Raw genomic sequence first — 17,188 nt, forward strand, 5'->3', positions numbered from 1 at the left:
ATGAAAAGAAAGTTCGCATTATTTAATCTTTCACTTATGGCCCTTGTACTCCTTACAACGGGCTTTCAGTCTTTTCATGCCTTTAGCCATCAGCACCACGCTACGGCACACCACCACAATCATAACGAAGTAAAACAATCGGCTAAGCAGTTTAGCGGCATTGAGCATCCACAAAGCCACGAAGACGACGATTGTAGCATTTGTAATTTCCACTTCGATTTCTTTGTGGCTCCGCCGCAGTTTTGCCTAAGGCTAGATTTCCCTTTTAAACAAATACACTACACTTTCAGCAGCATTGAAGGAAGCCCTTCATTTGCCGGAAGCCTTTTTGCCCATCGTGGCCCTCCTGCAGTACTATAAAACTGTTCCCTAACCCTTGCCCCATGGCAAAGGGACTATAACCGTATGTTATACCGGGGATTTCACTTTTATATTACCCAAAATAAATATCCATGCGATTTTACATACTATTGCTTTTTGCTGTTATAGCAACGGGCAACAGCGCCTATTCGCAAAGTACGCTTAGCGGCAAGGTGACTGATTCCAAAAGCCAGCCTCTGGACGGGGCGCATATACACATAGGCGAACTGCATGCCATAAGTACACCACTAGGCACTTATGAGCTACACAATATCCCTAACGATCAGCAAAGGGTGGTGATATCCTACATTGGCTATACCACACTCGATACTATTATACACTTTAACGGCAGTACCGTTAGGCTAAACGCTACCCTAAAACCCGCAAGCACTCAGCTACAGGAAGTGGTGCTAAGTGAAAATACCATAGTATCAAAAAGCGTTACTAACGAACAGAAGTTAAAGGCGCAAATACTCGAAAAATACAGTAGTGGCACACTGGGTGATGCCCTAAAGGAAATCCCCGGAGTGTACTCGCTAAAAACAGGGAACAGCATTGTAAAACCGGTAATAAACGGACTGCACAGTAGCAGGGTTCCGGTACTGGTAAACAACGTTAGGCTGGAAGACCAGCAATGGGGCACCGAACATGCTCCTAACCTCGACATTAATTCGGCAGGGAAAGTATCGGTTATCAAGGGTGCTTCAGCATTGCAGTATGGCGGTGATGCCGTTGGCGGACTAATATTGGTAGAACCGGTATCGGTTTTAAAAGACACCCTGTACGGGCGGTCAATCCTGTCGCTTAACTCAAACGGACGTGGCGGCAGCTTTACCAGCAGCCTCCACAAAGGAGCCGAAAAAGGCTGGGCATGGAATGCCGGAGGGACGTTTAAATACTTTGGTGACCGCGAAGCACCAAACTATGTACTGTCAAACACAGGGAATCGTGAAGGAAACTTTTCGGGCGATATAAAATACATTGGCGACACTTACGACCTCTCGGCAAACTACAGTTTTTATAATGCTACCATAGGTATTGCATCGGCTACCCATATAGGCAGCACCGCCGATCTTGCCAATGCCATAAACAGTGGCACACCATACATTACCAATCCGTTTACCTATACCATAGGTGCACCTAAGCAGGAAATACAACACCATTTAGGGAAACTTAATTTCAACACACAACTCAATCCGTTTTCTACACTGTCGTTACAATATGCCTTTCAGTTAAACCGCAGGAAAGAATTTGATATTCGTCGCGGGGACTTTAAAGACCAGGCCGCCCTGGACCTTACCCTGATTACCAATTCGCTTCAGGCCAACTGGAAATATGAAAAAGACAACAACACTCTTAAAAGCGGAATAAGTTTTTCCATGCAGGATAACGAGGCAAGTGCTGAAACGGGAATCCGCCCGCTTATTCCAAACTATACCCGTCAGGATGTGGGAGCATATGCCATAGCTGCCCACCGTTTTAGCAACAGCTTTAGTGCCGAAGCCGGACTGCGTTATGATTTTTCACATATGGATGCCGACAAGTTTTACCAGAAATCACGCTGGACAAGCCTTGGCTATGAAGGGGAGTTCGACAATTTTATAGTAGCCGATTACGGTTCGCAGTGGCTAACAAATCCAAAATTCACCTTCCATAACATATCGGCAAGTCTGGGTATTAAAAAAATACTTAGCACCAACTGGGAGCTATTTGCCAATGCCGGACTGGCAATGCGAAACCCTAATCCATCGGAACTGTTTAGTGACGGATTACATCATTCAAACGGAACTATAGAACTGGGTAGCCTGCGCACCAAAAAAGAAGAATCTTATAAGCTTTCCACAACACTGGTAAAGCACGGCAATACCTTTAGCTTTGAGGTTACTCCTTATGCTAATTTTATTAGCAATTTCATTTTCCTTAAACCTACAGGTGCCGAGTATACCATACGCGGATCGTTCCCTGTATACAATTATGTTCAGGCAGATGCTTTGCTTACAGGTATAGATTTTCATTCTGACCTGTATCTGGGAAAACATTTAAAACACAGCCTTAACCTTGCTTATGTTTACGGCACTAACAGGGATACCGACGAACCGCTTATAGATATGCCACCCTTAAACATTACCAACACCATAAGGTACTCCTTTAATGACAGTCACAACTCGTTTGCCGAACTGAGAAGCGAAGCCGTATTTACCCAAACCCGTTACCCGGATTATAACTTTTATGCCGATGTACCTCAAAACGGAGAACTTGTACCGGTATTAGTAGATGTTAGTACTCCGCCCCCAGGATACCATCTGCTGCACTTCAGTACAGGAACCGAGTTTGATTTGGGAAAAACCAAAGCTTCGGTTAACCTTTCGGTAAATAATATTTTCAATACGACGTACAGAGACTACCTAAACCGCCAGAGGCTATATACCGATGAGGCAGGCAGGAACTTTATGTTACAGATAAAACTCAATTATTAATCATTAAACATTTCAAAAATGAAAAATCTGAAAATTTCAGTATTGGCAATTATTGCCACAGTATCATTCACCTCATGCAGCAGCGACGACGATAATCTTGTTCCGGTAAATGAAGAGGAAGTAATTACAACACTTACGGCAACTTTCACTCCACAGGGAGGTGGTACTGCTATTGTTTTACAGTCTCAGGATTTAGATGGCGACGGGCCTGATGCTCCGGTTATAACCGTTTCGGGCGACTTTACTGCCGGTACTACCTACACAGGTACGGTAGCCTTTTTAAACGAACTGGCGAACCCTGTAGATAACATTAGCGAAGAGGTACTGGAAGAAGGTGATGAACACCAGATATTTTTCCTGCAAAATGGTCTAGGAACATTTACGTATGACGATCAGGATGTAAACGGAAATCCTATAGGGTTACACTTTACTTATAACGCAAGTGAAACAGCAACAAATGGTGATCTTACAATAGTACTGAGACATGAGCCCAATAAAACTGCCGAAGGGGTAAGTAACGGAGATATTACAAACGCTGGTGGCGGTACCGATGCTTCAGCAACATTCAGCATAAATGTTAACTAGTTTGAGTTAATTTTGTAAACACCCCTTTTCTTCGGGGTGTTTACAAATAATTAATTAAAAGTTAATATTTACGTAATAATTCATTAATTTAGTTAAAATATCACCACAACACCAAAAACACTAAATTATGAATTCACAATTCACTAAAATTGTAAGAATACTTTTAGGTGTGATTCTAATCGTATTCGGCTTAAACAAATTCCATCCTTTCATTCCCCTTCCACAACCACCCGAAGCAGCAGCAAACTTTTTAAACTCACTTGCCGATACAGGTTATATTTTAACTGTAGTTGCCATTTTTGAGGTATTTATCGGCTTTATGCTGTTAATTAAAAAATGGGTCCCGTTTGTAATACTATTATTGGCACCAATTTCGCTAAACATACTGCTGTTCCACATGTTTTTAGACATTCCGGCAATAGCAACAGCCATAGTAGTGGTAGCACTTAACGTGATACTTATATACAAATACCGTCAAAATTACAGCGCTTTGTTTACCTGATAGGTCTATTTCCTTATTTTTGTGTATAATCAAATTAAGCCATAATGAATAAAACAGTTTTAAGCATGGCTTTGGCTTGCAGTCTTACCATGAACGCACAATTGCACGAGAATAAGGAAATACATTATCCAAAAACAAAAAAAGGAGATCAGACAGATAACTACTTCGGGACAAAAGTACCCGATCCCTACCGTTGGCTTGAGGATGACCGTTCGGCAGAAACCGCCGCATGGGTAAAAGCAGAAAACGAAGTTACTTTTGGCTATCTGGAACAAATTCCTTTTAGAGAAGAGATCAAAAAACGCATGCAACAGCTGTGGAATTATGAGAGGATTTCAGCTCCGTTTAAAAGAGGTGAATACACCTACTATTACAAAAACGACGGCCTGCAAAACCAGTCGGTACTGTACCGAAGAGATGTTACAGGTGCCGAAGAAGTTTTCCTTGATCCTAATACATTCTCTACAGACGGAACGACTTCATTAGGCGGTATAAGTTTCACTAAAAACGGTGACCTGATGGCCTATTCCATATCGGAGGGAGGAAGCGACTGGCGTAAGGTTTTTATAATGGATACCAAAACCAAAAAACTGGTTGGCGAAACACTGGTAGATGTAAAATTCAGTAACATTGCATGGAAGGACAGCGAAGGTTTTTTCTACTCAAGCTACGATAAACCTGAAGGCAGTGAGCTATCTGCAAAAACCGATCAGCATAAGCTGTATTATCACAAACTGGGTACACCACAAAAATCTGATAAGGTTATTTTTGGAGACTCGGTTAAAAGGAGATACGTTGGCGCCAGCGTTACCGAAGATCAAAAGTATCTTATCATAACCGCATCCAATTCGACTTCCGGAAACGAACTGTACATTAAAGACCTTAGCAATGCTAAAGGTGAAATCATTACCGTTGTAGATAATTTTGATACCGACTCCCATGTAATGGATAATGAAGGTTCAAAACTTATTATCATGACCAACTATAAGGCTCCTAATAACAGAATTGTAACTACCGATGCTTCTAATCCGGTTCCGTCTACATGGAAAGACCTTATTGCGGAAACCGAAAATGTACTAAGCCCGTCAACAGGTGCAGGATATATTTTTGCGGAGTATATGAAAGATGCCATCTCAGTAGTAAAACAATATGACTATAAGGGGAAATTAATTCGTGACATAGAACTTCCGGGTATTGGTTCGGCAGGTGGCTTTGGCGGAAAAAAAGAGGAAAAGACATTATACTATTCCTTCACCAATTACATTACTCCGGGAACCATTTATTCTTACAACCCGGAAACCGGTACCTCTACACTATACCAAAAACCTAAAGTAGATTTTAACAGTGAGGATTATGTTTCAAAACAGGTGTTTTATGAATCGAAAGACGGAACCAAAATACCAATGATCATCACATACAGAAAAGACCTTAAACTTAACGGAAAGAACCCTACAATACTTTACGGTTATGGCGGGTTTAACATCAGCCTTACTCCTTCTTTCAGCATCTCTAATGCCGTATGGATGGAAAATGGGGGTATTTATGCCGTTGCCAACCTTAGAGGTGGTGGCGAGTATGGTAAAAAATGGCATGATGCCGGAACCAAACAACAAAAACAAAACGTATTTGACGACTTTATCGCTGCAGGCGAATACTTAATAGCAAACAACTACACCTCGTCTGATTATCTCGCTATAAGCGGAGGTTCAAACGGTGGCCTGCTTGTAGGAGCAACCATGACACAGCGCCCTGACCTGATGAAGGTAGCACTCCCGGCTGTTGGAGTACTGGACATGCTGCGTTACCATACCTTTACCGCAGGTGCAGGTTGGGCTTATGACTATGGTACTGCCGAAGACAGCAAGGAAATGTTTGAATACCTAAAAGGGTACTCACCTGTACATAACGTAAAAGAAGGAGAGAAATACCCCGCAACACTTATTACAACCGGAGATCATGACGACCGCGTGGTACCGGCACACAGTTTTAAGTTTGCTGCCGAACTACAGGCTAAACACAAAGGCACTAACCCGGTACTAATACGCATTGGTGTTAACGCAGGTCACGGAGCAGGAAAATCGACTACACAGGTTATTGAAGAGTATTCCGATATTCAGGCATTTGCCTTATACAACATGGGAACAAAACCGAACAGAAAGAAATAAAAATAACAGCTAAATAAAAAAGGCTGTCTCAAAGATGTCATTCTGAACGCTACGTAGTGAAGAATCTCATAAAATGTATAAGAGATTTTTCCTAACGTCAAAATGACAAAGCGTAATTGATAATTACGATTGAGACAGCCTTATAATTATAACAAATACCCTATACCTATACGGCCATAGTAATATCCCTGTATTACATTATTGGTAAGCTCTTTACCCTGATAATTAAAAGAGAACGAAAGGTTCCAGTTATTTTTGCGGTACATTACCCCTGTTTCGGCCACAAAACGCCACGGGATTAACGGGAAAGTTACCGGACTATTATCATTAAACAGGCTTCCCTCTATAGTAGCATCATATACCTGATAGTTTAGCTTAGGATTTATAAAAAAGAAGAACTCGCGGGTTTCATCTCCCTGTTTTTTATCATGACTTAAAGTCGCGCCGTGCAGTATGGATTCGTACACCGGTTTTAAAGGTCGTTTAAAACTGATTCGCATCATGGGACCAAAAGTAACTCCGGTAAAAATAGTTCCTGCCTGTCCTTTAGCCTGTAGGTGTAAATCAACCTTTTCATGAAACTGTTTTGCCAGTATTTTTTTAGAATAAAAAGCACCAACCTGCACTCCTACTGTGGTATGTATCTGGTACTCCCACCCCCTTACCTTAGGATAATGAAAAATATGGTGGAGCCCCTTTTGCAAAGCCTCGGCAAGCGACTCTTTACCCACTATCCCCAACTGAAAATTCAGTTTTAATACACTCTCACTTTTATAAAAGGTATTAGCACCAACTTCTCCAAAAAGGTATCCGGCAAAAGGCCTGTCGTGTACATTGATATTCTCGGCTTTTACACTTTGCGGATTATACATATACTGCCCAACCTTAACTTCGGCAATCAACTTAGCCACCTTATCAGTATCAGTATTGGTCAGCCATCTATAGTAAAATTCAATTCCGTTTGTATAATAGCGGTCGTGTTTAAAGGAGGTGTAAAGGTCGTTATCCGATATCAGCCCGATTTCCGCGGGAGCCTGAGCCCTTAGGAAACCGCAGCTTAGCAGCATTACAGCTGCCATTAATTTATTTCTTTTTTTCATTTGCGTTATAATCGAGTTGCACGTAGCGCATAAGCCTCACTATTTTCGCCTTTCTTCTGTTTATATACGCCGATGAATTTGTTGCTCTGTATTTTAGGGGGTTGGGCAATATTGCTGCAATCCCGGCAGCTTCATAAGCCGTTAGGTTTTTGGCGTCTTTGCCATACCAGTGCTGTGCAGCAGCCTGTACACCATAAACACCGTCGCCCATTTCAATACTGTTAAGGTATACCTCCATAATGCGCTCTTTACTCCACAACAGCTCTATAAGCATGGTAAAATAAGCCTCAAGCCCTTTCCTGAAATAGCTCCTGCCCTGCCATAAAAAAACGTTTTTGGCCGTTTGCTGGCTAATGGTACTCCCGCCTTTTAGTTTTTTACCCTTTTTATTGCTTTCGTAAGCCTTTTGCATAGCCTTAAAGTTAAAGCCGTTGTGGTCTAAAAAAGTATCGTCTTCACTGGCTATAACCGCTTTTTGCATGTTTACCGAAATCTCATCGATAGAAACCCAGTCATGGCTGGAATGCATTTCTTTTCCGTCTGCCTTTTGCTCAAAAGCACGTATTACCATTAACGGGGTAAAGGGAACCGGAACAAAACGAAACAGTAAAACGGATAATACCGATATAGCAATAAACCAAAGACATAATTTAAAAAGGAAGCGGAATATTTTTCGCATCATGTAGGTAATAGTAAGTTTGATTGATATAGCGAAATTACAAATTAGTTGAATACTAAAACAAACATGCTAAACGAATTACAAAACAAATAACACTTATTGATTATATTTGAAAAAAACACACCTTTATGAAAAAACTTATCCTCATAATTTTGTTAGTGCAGAGCTACACAGTGTTTTCACAAGGTAAGCTTAAAAGTGTAACTGTTACAGATAGTTTTAAATGTTACGATTTCTCTGAAGAGGCTCTTCACTTTTATTTTGACCTTCCCGAAGTAAAAAACTCACAGTACACTTATCATTTTCGCTATAAAAAAAGCGCTCAAATAATAGACATTTACAGCAACGATACATTAAATTTTAAAGGTTTTATAATGAATGTTGCTGTCCAGAATAAACATAAAAAAAAGAATCAGTATAAGTACATTTACTTTTTTGAAAAAGTAGCATTGAAAGACAGTATAGCCGAAAATGCCGGTAAAATCATGTTAAACAAAGTATGGAACTCAACGTATAGTAAAGAATTTGAAAAATCGGTAATTCATAACCTTTTAAGCGAAAGTTTATCGTTAAGCGAAAATTTATCGTTTAACCTCAAAAAAATAAAAGAATACCAGTCAAGAAAACATGGTTGCGTCCGCCAACATCCGCTTAACAAAGAGACCGCAAATATAAAATCTGCTGTACATCAATTAGACAGCTTAATAGATTCTCAGGAAGACTTCTTCAATAATTTTAAAAACAAACTGAAAAAAGGAAGAAGTTATGATTTTGGTTTTTATTCTTATTACATTAAAACAGAAAAAGAATTAAAGGCATGGAATGATGCCAAACCTATAAGGAATTATCTTCTTTCAATGAAACCACAAATTGACAATTCTCTTAAAGAGCAACTTGATAAACTATATAACGAAGAAAAATTTAACGGCTCTGGCTACACTATCACTTTTTCAAAAAAAGGAAGACTAAAAAGTTTAAAATCAAATCATGAAACCTTTATATCACGCCTCTTTAATAAAAATACGAGAAAAGACTATAGAGAAGCAAAAAAACTGCTTAAACAAGTAAATCTTGGCAATTTAGAATTAAGATACGGATTCGAAAGAATTATATCATTTTATGCAAAAGGACAGGGATACTCTATTTTTGATTACAACCTTTATTAAATCAAATCGGCCAGTTCTGTACCAATCATACTGCCTATTGCCACACCCATACCGCTAAGCCTAACGCCACAGTATACATGTTGTGACACCTGTTCTACTATTGGTTTTTTATGGCTGCCCATTCCCATAATACCACTCCAGCGATGAGCAATTTTAAAGTCGGTTTCAGGTAGAATAACCTCCTGAAGCAATTGCTCCAACCTGTTTTGTATTAGTTCGGTTTCACCAAATTCGGTAGTGGTCTCCCCTTCAAAGTCAAGGTTACGGGCACCGCCAAAAAGAATTCGGCTTTCAATATTCCTAAAATAGTAATAGCCCTTATCCATATGGAAAGTACCACGAATATCCAGGTTAGGAATAGGCTCTGTAATAAGCACCTGCGCCCTTGCCGGCCTTACGGCTTTATCGGTAAGTTCTTCGGCAAAACCATTGGTAGCAAAAAGAAGTTTTTTGGTATTGAATGCAAATCCGCCAATATTCACCTGAACATGGTCGGTTTGCTCATGCCATCCGGTTACGGCATGGCTGTTAAGTATATGAATGTTATGAGCATTAGCCTGCTTTAATAAAGCCTGCATCATGTTACCCGTATCCACCTGCCCTTCAAACGGGTTAAAAACAAGATATTCCTGTACCCCTTTAAAGGCAAAACGATCTATCTCCTTATTAAACACATCCGACTTAAATAATGGCCGAAGCACATCGTTCACAAACGGCAGTTTACGAAGGCATTCTTCATAACCATCGGTATTCTCTTCAAGGAAAAGTTCATACCCGCCAAAAGGTTTATAATCCAAAACATTATCCCCAAGGCGTCTTCTAAGTAATTTAAGTCCGTTCCAGCGTTTATGCACAAGGTTTACAACCTCCTCTTCGGTATGTGTATTGAGATCTTCAATAATTTCAGATATACTGCCAAAACAGGCAAATCCGGCATTTTTGGTACTGGCTCCCTGTGGTAAAGGCCCTTTTTCCAGCACCAGTATCTTGCTGTCGGGAAAACGTTCACGAAGACGAAGCGCAGTGTGCAGCCCTACAAGGCCACTCCCCACCACGGTATAATCTACACCCGTGTACCAGTTTTTAATTTCCCAATAGCTAAGGTTCATATTTTAAAAATGCCCGTGCTTTTCGGCCTCGTCTTTTGCCTCCTCCTCGGTAACCTTTTTACCTTTAAGAGCATTAAGTATTAACGGCACCGTAGTCACGGCAACTATAATTAGTATAATATATTCAATGTACAATTTAAGGTCAATACCCAGCTTGCTAAGAAAAAGCTCATACAGGTAGTGCCCGGCGAATATTAGCGTAAACGCCCAAAGTATAGAACTTATGATATTGTAAAGCATAAATTTTTTATGCTCCATTTTCACTATCCCTGCTATAATAGGCGCAAACGTCCTGATGATAGGGAAGAAACGGGCAAAAATAATAGCCCTTCCGCCATGTTTTTCAAAAAAGTCATGCGACTGGATAAGATATTTCTTTTTAAACCAAAAAGTATCTTTCTTGTTATACAGGAAGCTTCCGCTCTTGGCACCAAACCAGTACCCAAAGGTATTTCCAACAACACCTGCCCCGGCTACTAATAATGCTAAAACCAAAACATTTAAAAAATCACCTTCTAAGTAAACCAGCGAACGCATAAGCTCTGTACTGTATATCCCTGCCAGGAACAAAAGACTGTCACCCGGGAGGAAGAACCCGGCAAAAAGTCCGGTTTCAGCAAAAATGATAAACAATACAACGTAAATACCTACTGCTACACCGCCAATTTCAAGGTTTATATAAAATTCCGGGTTTAATAACTGTGTCCAGTGAAAACTGTCCATATCTTTTTTTAATTAAATATCGTGTTGGTAAAATAAGTGCAAAAAAAGCACCACTATACAAAGGCAAAAAAACAGCAGATTAGTTATCAAAAACCATACCCGGGCATGCCTTTAATTTTAAGTTTGTGAAATTAGCTATATTTTTTTAATCATTGGCGCTCTTATTGTTTTTAAATAGTTCTTTTACGCTTTTTTCAAACATTTAACAGCAACTGACTTTCTTTATTGTTTCCCTAACAAAAAAACAGCTGTTTTTATAAATTTTTGCTATTAAATAAATTCACTACTTTTAAGGCCGTTTAACATAGATTTTAGATGAAAAAGCTACTTATTTTAACCTTGAGTATTATGGGATTATCGGCTTCGGCACAACATATGACTCCCGAACTGCTTTGGAAACTTGGGAGGGTTAGCGCCCTTGGCATTACCAAAGACGGAAAAAACATAGTTTATAAAGTAACCGTACCATCGGTAGAAGAAAACAAATTTGACTCGAAGTTTTACAGTATACCTGTAAACGGAGGCAATGCTACCGAAGTGGAAGATTACAAAAACCTGCTTAAAGACCGTAACCTATCACCAGACGGAAAATACCTTTTAAGCAGCCAGGAAATTAAGATTGAGAAAGTTAACGGAGGCGACTACTATCCTGAACTGGACAAGTCTACCGTACAAATATACAACGGACTGGATTACCGCCACTGGGACACTTGGAACGAAGGAAAACACAACCATGTAGGCTACAGTCCGGTAAATGACACTGACAATTTTACCGACATCATGAAGGATGAGCCATATGACTCTCCGCAAAAGCCATTTGGCGGTGAAGAAGATTATACCTGGACTCCTGAAGGCAACATTGTTTATGTTTCCAAAAAGAAAGCAGGAACAGCCTATGCTACCAGTACAAACACTGATTTGTACGAGTACAACCTTTCTTCAAAAACTACAAAGAACCTAACTCCAAACAATCCGGGTTATGATACTCAGCCTGCATTCTCACCACAGGGTGACCTTACATGGCTACAGATGAAGCGTGATGGCTATGAAGCTGACAAAAACGATATTATTGTTCGCCACAAAGGGATAGACATTAACCTTACTGCCGGATGGGACGGAACAGTAGATTCATTTATATGGAGTGAAGATGGCAAAAAAGTTTATTTCCTTGCGCCTATTGACGGAACGAAACAACTGTTTGAAGTTAATTTCCCGGGGCTTACCAAAATAGCCGTAAGGGTAACTCAGTTAACAGACGGGTACTGGGATGTAAACAGCGTTGTAGGTTTTTCCGGCAAAAACATTATCGTGATGCGTTCTGACATGAATCATGCAAACGAGATTTACAGCTACGACCTTAAAAAGAAAGACTGGAATCAGCTCTCTCACGTAAACGATGCTGCCTACGCTACAATAAAACTAAGCAAAACAGAAAAGAGATATGTTACCACTACCGATGGTAAAAAGATGTTGGTATGGGTAATACTTCCACCTGATTTTGATGCTTCTAAAAAATACCCTACCCTACTTTACTGTCAGGGAGGCCCGCAATCGGCACTGTCACAATTCTACTCTTTCCGTTGGAACTTTCAGGTTATGGCGGCACAGGGATACATTATCGTCGCTCCTAACAGGAGAGGTATGCCGGGTCACGGTGTAGAGTGGAACGAAGCTATTAGTAAAGACTGGGGCGGACAGGTAATGAACGATTACCTTTCGGCTATTGATGATGTAGCTAAAGAACCTTATGTGGACAAAACCCGACTTGGAGCTGTAGGCGCCAGCTATGGAGGATACTCTGTATTCTACCTTGCCGGAATTCACAACAAGCGCTTTAAAACCTTTATTGCTCACGATGGTGTATTTAACCTTCAAAGCATGTATGGTACTACCGAAGAGGTATTTTTTACCAACTGGGACAGTGGTGGTCCATACTGGGAAAAAGACAACGCTGCTGCACAAAAAACATATACTCAGTTTAACCCAATAAATAATGTGGATAAGTGGGATACACCAATACTTATTTTCCAGGGTGATAAAGATTTCAGGGTACCTATAGGGCAAGGTCAGGAAGCTTTTCAGGCAGCACAGCTACGCGGTATAAAAAGCCGTTTTGTAATGTTCCCAGACGAGAATCACTGGGTACTTAAACCTCAAAACGGAATGGTATGGCAAAGAGAATTCTTTAAATGGCTTAAAGAAACTTTGTAATACCTGTAACATTTAAGTACTTTTAGCGACTATTTTGAAAACTAAATAATTAAAACTACTATGCATAAATTTTCAGTTAAACCATTTCTTGCGGCAACCATGCTGTTGGCAGGTATTAATGCCGGATTTGCACAGGACTATCTGGTTAACTCACTAAAGAACAACCAGAGTGAGAACAGTAAGGATTCTTTTGAATTTACTGAAGTAATAAACATTGAAAACACTCCTGTAAAAAGCCAGGGATCATCAGGTACCTGCTGGAGTTATTCGGCAAACTCATTCATCGAGTCAGAAATGATAAGAATGGGTAAAGAGCCTATCGAAATTTCTCAGATATATACAGCGCGTAATGCTTATATCGAAAAAGGTAAAAACTATGTGCGTATGCACGGTGCTATCACTTTAGGTGACGGTGGTGCACTGCACGATGTTATCAATATGTACCGCCAGTATGGTGCTTTACCGCAAAGCGAATACACCGGGCTTAACTATGGTACAAAAAGTAACCGATTTGCAGAAATGCAAACAATGGCACAGGGTTTACTTGAAGCTGTTGTAAAAAACCCTAACGGAGAGCTTACCCCAAACTGGATTAAAGCTTATACTGCTGTTATAGACTCTTATCTTGGTGAAGTTCCTGAAACATTTAAGTATAAAGGAAAAACTTACACTCCGCAAACTTTTGCTAAAGAGGTGGTAGGTATCAATGCAGATGATTATGTAGAAATCTCTTCTTTCAAAGACCATCCTTATTATACTAAGTTCACTCTTATGGTACCGGATAACTGGTCTCTTGATCAGGTTTACAATGTTAAAATGAATGAGCTTACAGATATTATTGATAACGCACTTAAAAAAGGTTACTCTGTAGCTTGGGCTGGCGATGTTAGCGAAAAAGGATTTAGCTGGACTAACGGTGTAGCTTATATCCCTGCAAAAGACTATAAAGAAATGAACCCACAGGAAAAAGAGGCTATCTTTAAAGGCCCTCAACCTGAAATGGAAATTACAGAAGACCTTCGTCAGGAGGCTTTTGACAACTATAATACTACCGATGATCATGGTATGCACATTGTAGGTATCACTAAAGACCAAAACGGTAAAGAGTACTACATTATCAAAAACTCATGGGGAGCTACAAATGACTATCAGGGTTATATGTACATGACTAAAAACTTTGTGAAGTACAAAACCACTGCTATACTTTTACACAAAGGTGGTGTTCCTTCATCTATTGCTAAAAAATTAGACATCAAATAAACCTAATAGGTTTTATAACAATCCAACCCCGAAGCTAATAGCTTCGGGGTTTTTGTTTATAATAAATTCAAATTAATAAAACCTAACAAATACAGGGCTTAAAGTTATATCTTTACTATACTTAAAAAATAATCACTGCATTCAATTAAAAAACCATTATTACTTATGAGAAAGATATTTCTTATATTCTGCGTTACATCATTATCAATTATTGCTCTGCTTACCTACATTGAATGGAAATCCATTTTACTGCTATTAATATTCCTCCCTTTAATGCTTATGGGTTTTTATGACATGTACCAGTCTAAAAAAACTATACGAAGAAACTTCCCTCTATTGGGCCGACTTCGTTACGTACTTGAATCGATAGGACCCGAAATGCGTCAGTACTTTATAGAGACCGACCTAGAAGGAAAACCATTTAACAGACTGCAGAGAAGCCTGGTTTATCAACGCAGTAAAAAAGAGCTTGACACGATGCCATTTGGTACTCAGTTAAATATTTACGACATAGGTTACCAATGGATAAACCACAGCATAAAAGCCATTCCTTTTAACGACATTAACTTTAAGCCAAGAGTCATAATAGGTTCGTCGCAATGTGAACAACCTTATTCGGCAAGTCTTTATAACATTAGCGCTATGAGCTACGGCTCTCTTAGTAAAAATGCCATACTGGCACTTAATGCCGGAGCCAAAATAGGCGGGTTTTATCACAATACCGGAGAAGGAGGACTATCGCCTTATCACTTAAAAGAAGGGGGTGATTTAGTTTGGAATATTGGTACAGGATATTTCAGTTGTCGTGACCACGACGGTAAATTCAGTTATGATGAGTATGCCAAACGTGCCGTTATGGATTCGGTTAAAATGATTGAGATAAAATTCTCTCAGGGTGCTAAACCGGGACATGGCGGAATACTCCCTAAAGAGAAAGTCACCGATGAAATTGCAGCCATAAGAATTGTAAAAAAAGGACAGGACATTGTATCCCCTCCTTACCATTCGGCATTTACCACCCCTTTAGAACTTATGGACTTTGTAAAACTGCTTCGCAAAGGTTCGGGAGGAAAACCGGTTGGAATGAAAATTTGTATAGGTAATAAATCAGAATTTATCGCTATTTGTAAAGCCATGGTAGAAACTCAAACCTATCTTGACTTTATAACAGTTGATGGTGGTGAAGGCGGAACAGGCGCAGCTCCACAGGAATATTCAGACCACGTAGGAATGCCTTTAAGGGATGCCCTTGCCTTTGTTTATGACTGTCTTGTAGGTTTTGGCATTAAAGACCAGATAAAAATTATTTGTAGCGGAAAAATAGTAAGCGGATTTGACATTGTAAAAACACTGGCTACAGGAGCCGACCTTTGCAACTCTGCCCGTGGAATGATGTTTGCCCTTGGCTGTATACAGGCTCTTGAATGCCATGCCAACACCTGCCCTACAGGTGTAGCCACACAGAACCCTAAACTGGTTAAGGGACTTGTACCCCAGGAGAAAAAAATACGCGTAGCGCGTTTTCAGGAAGAAACAGTAAAGAGTGCCATGGAACTAATGGCATCTGCCGGATTAAGACACCCCGACGAAGTGGGGAGAAGCGCCGTAAGTATGCGTGTAGACAGGATTAAGATTGAAACTTTTGAAGAAACCTATCCTGAGCTTAATAAAGGCTGTTTACTGGACGAATCTACCGTGCCGCAGTCATTGATACATTTTTGGAAAAGAGCTTCAACAGAAAGCTTTTAAATAGAAAAGCCCCTGAAAATTCAGGGGCTTTTTTAATCAACTTTTATATCGTTAAGCAGCTTCTTTTACCACTTTTAGACTAGAATCTGATTTTGAATACCTTGAATGCCTTTTTACAGACATCTCAACAAATTTCTTGGCATCCTTCTTATTGTCTGAAGAAACCCTTAATTTAAGGTTTTCACCGTCTCTCATTTTTACAAGAACATAATAGCTCTTTTCAGACATGGCTACTGTAAATACAGAAATACCAATAGCTACAAATGAAAGTAAAAAGAACATAGATGTATCAAGCATTTTACGCTGCATATACAACAATACAAAAATAGTTGAAGGCATCAAAGCCCACATAATCGATTTCAAATCGGTATTCATACCGAATTTAATTTTTTTTACCTCTTTAAATTCAATCTCATTCTCTCTGTGGGCAGAAGCAAGAACGATTTTGTCATTAAAGAGCTTGCCACAGCTGTTGTTAAACAAGGGCATCTCTAACTTTTTCATAGTTTTTTATTGGTTTAATTTTCTTTTTCGCCTACAAAATTAACACCTAATGGTCAAAAAACCCTAATGAATTCTTAAGATTTATATAACACACAAAATCAATTTAAATAATAAATTACGCAAAACCCTTATTTAACTTGGCTTTACACAACTTTCAATCAAATTTTAAATATGTTAAATTTTTGTTAAATTAATTATTTAAGTACCTCTTTGTACACTCGTGCGTTTGCAGAACGGTTTGCAATGTAAATTTTGTATTGAGAATCACTCAAAACTGACTTTAGTTTTTTATCTCTGTCCTCATCATAAGTCTTTTTCTTCTTAGCTCTCTGCACAGCAGTAGCACCCGGATTTTCATCCAGTTTTTTAAGATAATCTTTGTTTATGGCTAACACTTGTGTGTATTGATTATCATTAAGGGACAACTGCGATTTCATATGTGTAGTAACCTTTGCAGCTCCCTCAGAAACTTTGTCCTGAGCATTTGCAGTTACACAAAACAGTAAAGCAAGAACTAGTGTACTAACAAGGTTTTTTACCCTGCCTGTTAATTTTTTAGTCATGGTTGGTGTATATTTTTAGTTAATGATGCGACTAA

The 17,188-nt window shown here is 39.5% G+C and carries 15 protein-coding genes; 9 read left to right on the plus strand and 6 right to left on the minus strand.

The genetic code is table 11. The features are described 5' to 3' along the window. The 5 genes from ABS768_RS11375 (at position 1) to ABS768_RS11395 (ending at position 6,089) form a co-directional block, all read left to right on the plus strand. Positions 1 to 360 carry a hypothetical protein gene (locus tag ABS768_RS11375; protein ID WP_408075085.1) on the plus strand — a complete coding sequence of 120 codons (360 nt, stop codon included), beginning with the start codon at positions 1 to 3 and terminating at the stop codon, positions 358 to 360. 92 nt (positions 361 to 452) lie between these two features. Next, on the plus strand, positions 453 to 2,837 hold the full coding sequence (locus tag ABS768_RS11380; protein ID WP_408075086.1) for a TonB-dependent receptor: 2,385 nt from the start codon (positions 453 to 455) through the stop codon (positions 2,835 to 2,837). An 18-nt stretch (positions 2,838 to 2,855) separates the two neighbouring features. Then, complete coding sequence (locus ABS768_RS11385) at positions 2,856 to 3,422, plus strand: type 1 periplasmic binding fold superfamily protein (RefSeq protein ID WP_408075087.1); 567 nt, start codon at positions 2,856 to 2,858, stop codon at positions 3,420 to 3,422. A gap of 127 nt (positions 3,423 to 3,549) precedes the next feature. After that, on the plus strand, positions 3,550 to 3,924 hold the full coding sequence (locus ABS768_RS11390; protein WP_408075088.1) for a DoxX family membrane protein: 375 nt from the start codon (positions 3,550 to 3,552) through the stop codon (positions 3,922 to 3,924). Positions 3,925 to 3,968: 44 nt separating this feature from the next. Then, positions 3,969 to 6,089, plus strand: coding sequence for a prolyl oligopeptidase family serine peptidase (locus ABS768_RS11395; protein ID WP_408075089.1), 2,121 nt, complete (start codon positions 3,969 to 3,971; stop codon positions 6,087 to 6,089). A 146-nt stretch (positions 6,090 to 6,235) separates the two neighbouring features. Here ABS768_RS11395 and ABS768_RS11400 read toward each other — a convergent pair whose 3' ends face one another. Continuing rightward, positions 6,236 to 7,189, minus strand: a complete 954-nt coding sequence (locus ABS768_RS11400; RefSeq protein ID WP_408075090.1) for a lipid A deacylase LpxR family protein — start codon at positions 7,187 to 7,189, stop codon at positions 6,236 to 6,238. Beyond that, the gene (gene mtgA / locus ABS768_RS11405; protein WP_408075091.1) at positions 7,173 to 7,871 is read right to left on the minus strand and encodes a monofunctional biosynthetic peptidoglycan transglycosylase; all 699 of its coding nucleotides are present in this window, start codon (positions 7,869 to 7,871) and stop codon (positions 7,173 to 7,175) included. The genes ABS768_RS11400 and mtgA overlap by 17 nt, the downstream gene beginning before the upstream one ends. A gap of 125 nt (positions 7,872 to 7,996) precedes the next feature. On the opposite strand from mtgA, the gene ABS768_RS11410 reads away from it, so the two are divergent. Beyond that, positions 7,997 to 9,034, plus strand: coding sequence for a hypothetical protein (locus ABS768_RS11410; RefSeq protein WP_408075092.1), 1,038 nt, complete (start codon positions 7,997 to 7,999; stop codon positions 9,032 to 9,034). Here ABS768_RS11410 and ABS768_RS11415 read toward each other — a convergent pair. Beyond that, complete coding sequence (locus tag ABS768_RS11415; protein WP_408075093.1) at positions 9,031 to 10,143, minus strand: NAD(P)/FAD-dependent oxidoreductase; 1,113 nt, start codon at positions 10,141 to 10,143, stop codon at positions 9,031 to 9,033. The two genes, ABS768_RS11410 and ABS768_RS11415, sit on opposite strands and share 4 nt — an antisense overlap. 3 nt (positions 10,144 to 10,146) lie before the next feature. Continuing rightward, positions 10,147 to 10,866 (minus strand): DedA family protein, encoded by a 720-nt coding sequence (locus tag ABS768_RS11420; RefSeq protein WP_408075094.1) that lies wholly within the window; start codon positions 10,864 to 10,866, stop codon positions 10,147 to 10,149. A 315-nt stretch (positions 10,867 to 11,181) separates the two neighbouring features. Here ABS768_RS11420 and ABS768_RS11425 point away from each other — a divergent pair, with 315 nt between their 5' ends. The 3 genes from ABS768_RS11425 (at position 11,182) to ABS768_RS11435 (ending at position 16,086) form a co-directional block, all read left to right on the plus strand. Beyond that, the gene (locus tag ABS768_RS11425; protein WP_408075095.1) at positions 11,182 to 13,077 is read left to right on the plus strand and encodes a S9 family peptidase; all 1,896 of its coding nucleotides are present in this window, start codon (positions 11,182 to 11,184) and stop codon (positions 13,075 to 13,077) included. Positions 13,078 to 13,137: 60 nt separating this feature from the next. Further along, positions 13,138 to 14,337 carry a C1 family peptidase gene (locus ABS768_RS11430; RefSeq protein ID WP_408075096.1) on the plus strand — a complete coding sequence of 400 codons (1,200 nt, stop codon included), beginning with the start codon at positions 13,138 to 13,140 and terminating at the stop codon, positions 14,335 to 14,337. A 165-nt stretch (positions 14,338 to 14,502) separates the two neighbouring features. Further along, positions 14,503 to 16,086 (plus strand): FMN-binding glutamate synthase family protein, encoded by a 1,584-nt coding sequence (locus ABS768_RS11435; protein ID WP_408075097.1) that lies wholly within the window; start codon positions 14,503 to 14,505, stop codon positions 16,084 to 16,086. A gap of 51 nt (positions 16,087 to 16,137) precedes the next feature. Here ABS768_RS11435 and ABS768_RS11440 read toward each other — a convergent pair whose 3' ends face one another. Beyond that, positions 16,138 to 16,590, minus strand: a complete 453-nt coding sequence (locus ABS768_RS11440; protein WP_408075098.1) for a hypothetical protein — start codon at positions 16,588 to 16,590, stop codon at positions 16,138 to 16,140. 194 nt (positions 16,591 to 16,784) lie between these two features. Next, positions 16,785 to 17,153 carry a hypothetical protein gene (locus tag ABS768_RS11445; protein ID WP_408075099.1) on the minus strand — a complete coding sequence of 123 codons (369 nt, stop codon included), beginning with the start codon at positions 17,151 to 17,153 and terminating at the stop codon, positions 16,785 to 16,787. Positions 17,154 to 17,188 lie beyond the last annotated feature (35 nt).

The organism is Flavobacterium rhizophilum, from assembly GCF_046000485.1.
GTDB classification, from domain to species: Bacteria; Bacteroidota; Bacteroidia; order Flavobacteriales; family Flavobacteriaceae; genus Flavobacterium; species Flavobacterium rhizophilum.

Coding starts and splice junctions, on each gene's coding strand:
- ABS768_RS11380 (WP_408075086.1), top strand. CDS start 453: ATGCGATTTTACATACTATTGCTTTTTGCTGTTATAGCAACGGGCAAC.
- ABS768_RS11435 (WP_408075097.1), top strand. CDS start 14,503: ATGAGAAAGATATTTCTTATATTCTGCGTTACATCATTATCAATTATT.
- mtgA (WP_408075091.1), bottom strand. CDS start 7,871: ATGATGCGAAAAATATTCCGCTTCCTTTTTAAATTATGTCTTTGGTTT.
- ABS768_RS11400 (WP_408075090.1), bottom strand. CDS start 7,189: ATGAAAAAAAGAAATAAATTAATGGCAGCTGTAATGCTGCTAAGCTGC.
- ABS768_RS11440 (WP_408075098.1), bottom strand. CDS start 16,590: ATGAAAAAGTTAGAGATGCCCTTGTTTAACAACAGCTGTGGCAAGCTC.
- ABS768_RS11385 (WP_408075087.1), top strand. CDS start 2,856: ATGAAAAATCTGAAAATTTCAGTATTGGCAATTATTGCCACAGTATCA.
- ABS768_RS11410 (WP_408075092.1), top strand. CDS start 7,997: ATGAAAAAACTTATCCTCATAATTTTGTTAGTGCAGAGCTACACAGTG.
- ABS768_RS11420 (WP_408075094.1), bottom strand. CDS start 10,866: ATGGACAGTTTTCACTGGACACAGTTATTAAACCCGGAATTTTATATA.
- ABS768_RS11375 (WP_408075085.1), top strand. CDS start 1: ATGAAAAGAAAGTTCGCATTATTTAATCTTTCACTTATGGCCCTTGTA.
- ABS768_RS11390 (WP_408075088.1), top strand. CDS start 3,550: ATGAATTCACAATTCACTAAAATTGTAAGAATACTTTTAGGTGTGATT.
- ABS768_RS11395 (WP_408075089.1), top strand. CDS start 3,969: ATGAATAAAACAGTTTTAAGCATGGCTTTGGCTTGCAGTCTTACCATG.
- ABS768_RS11430 (WP_408075096.1), top strand. CDS start 13,138: ATGCATAAATTTTCAGTTAAACCATTTCTTGCGGCAACCATGCTGTTG.
- ABS768_RS11415 (WP_408075093.1), bottom strand. CDS start 10,143: ATGAACCTTAGCTATTGGGAAATTAAAAACTGGTACACGGGTGTAGAT.
- ABS768_RS11445 (WP_408075099.1), bottom strand. CDS start 17,153: ATGACTAAAAAATTAACAGGCAGGGTAAAAAACCTTGTTAGTACACTA.
- ABS768_RS11425 (WP_408075095.1), top strand. CDS start 11,182: ATGAAAAAGCTACTTATTTTAACCTTGAGTATTATGGGATTATCGGCT.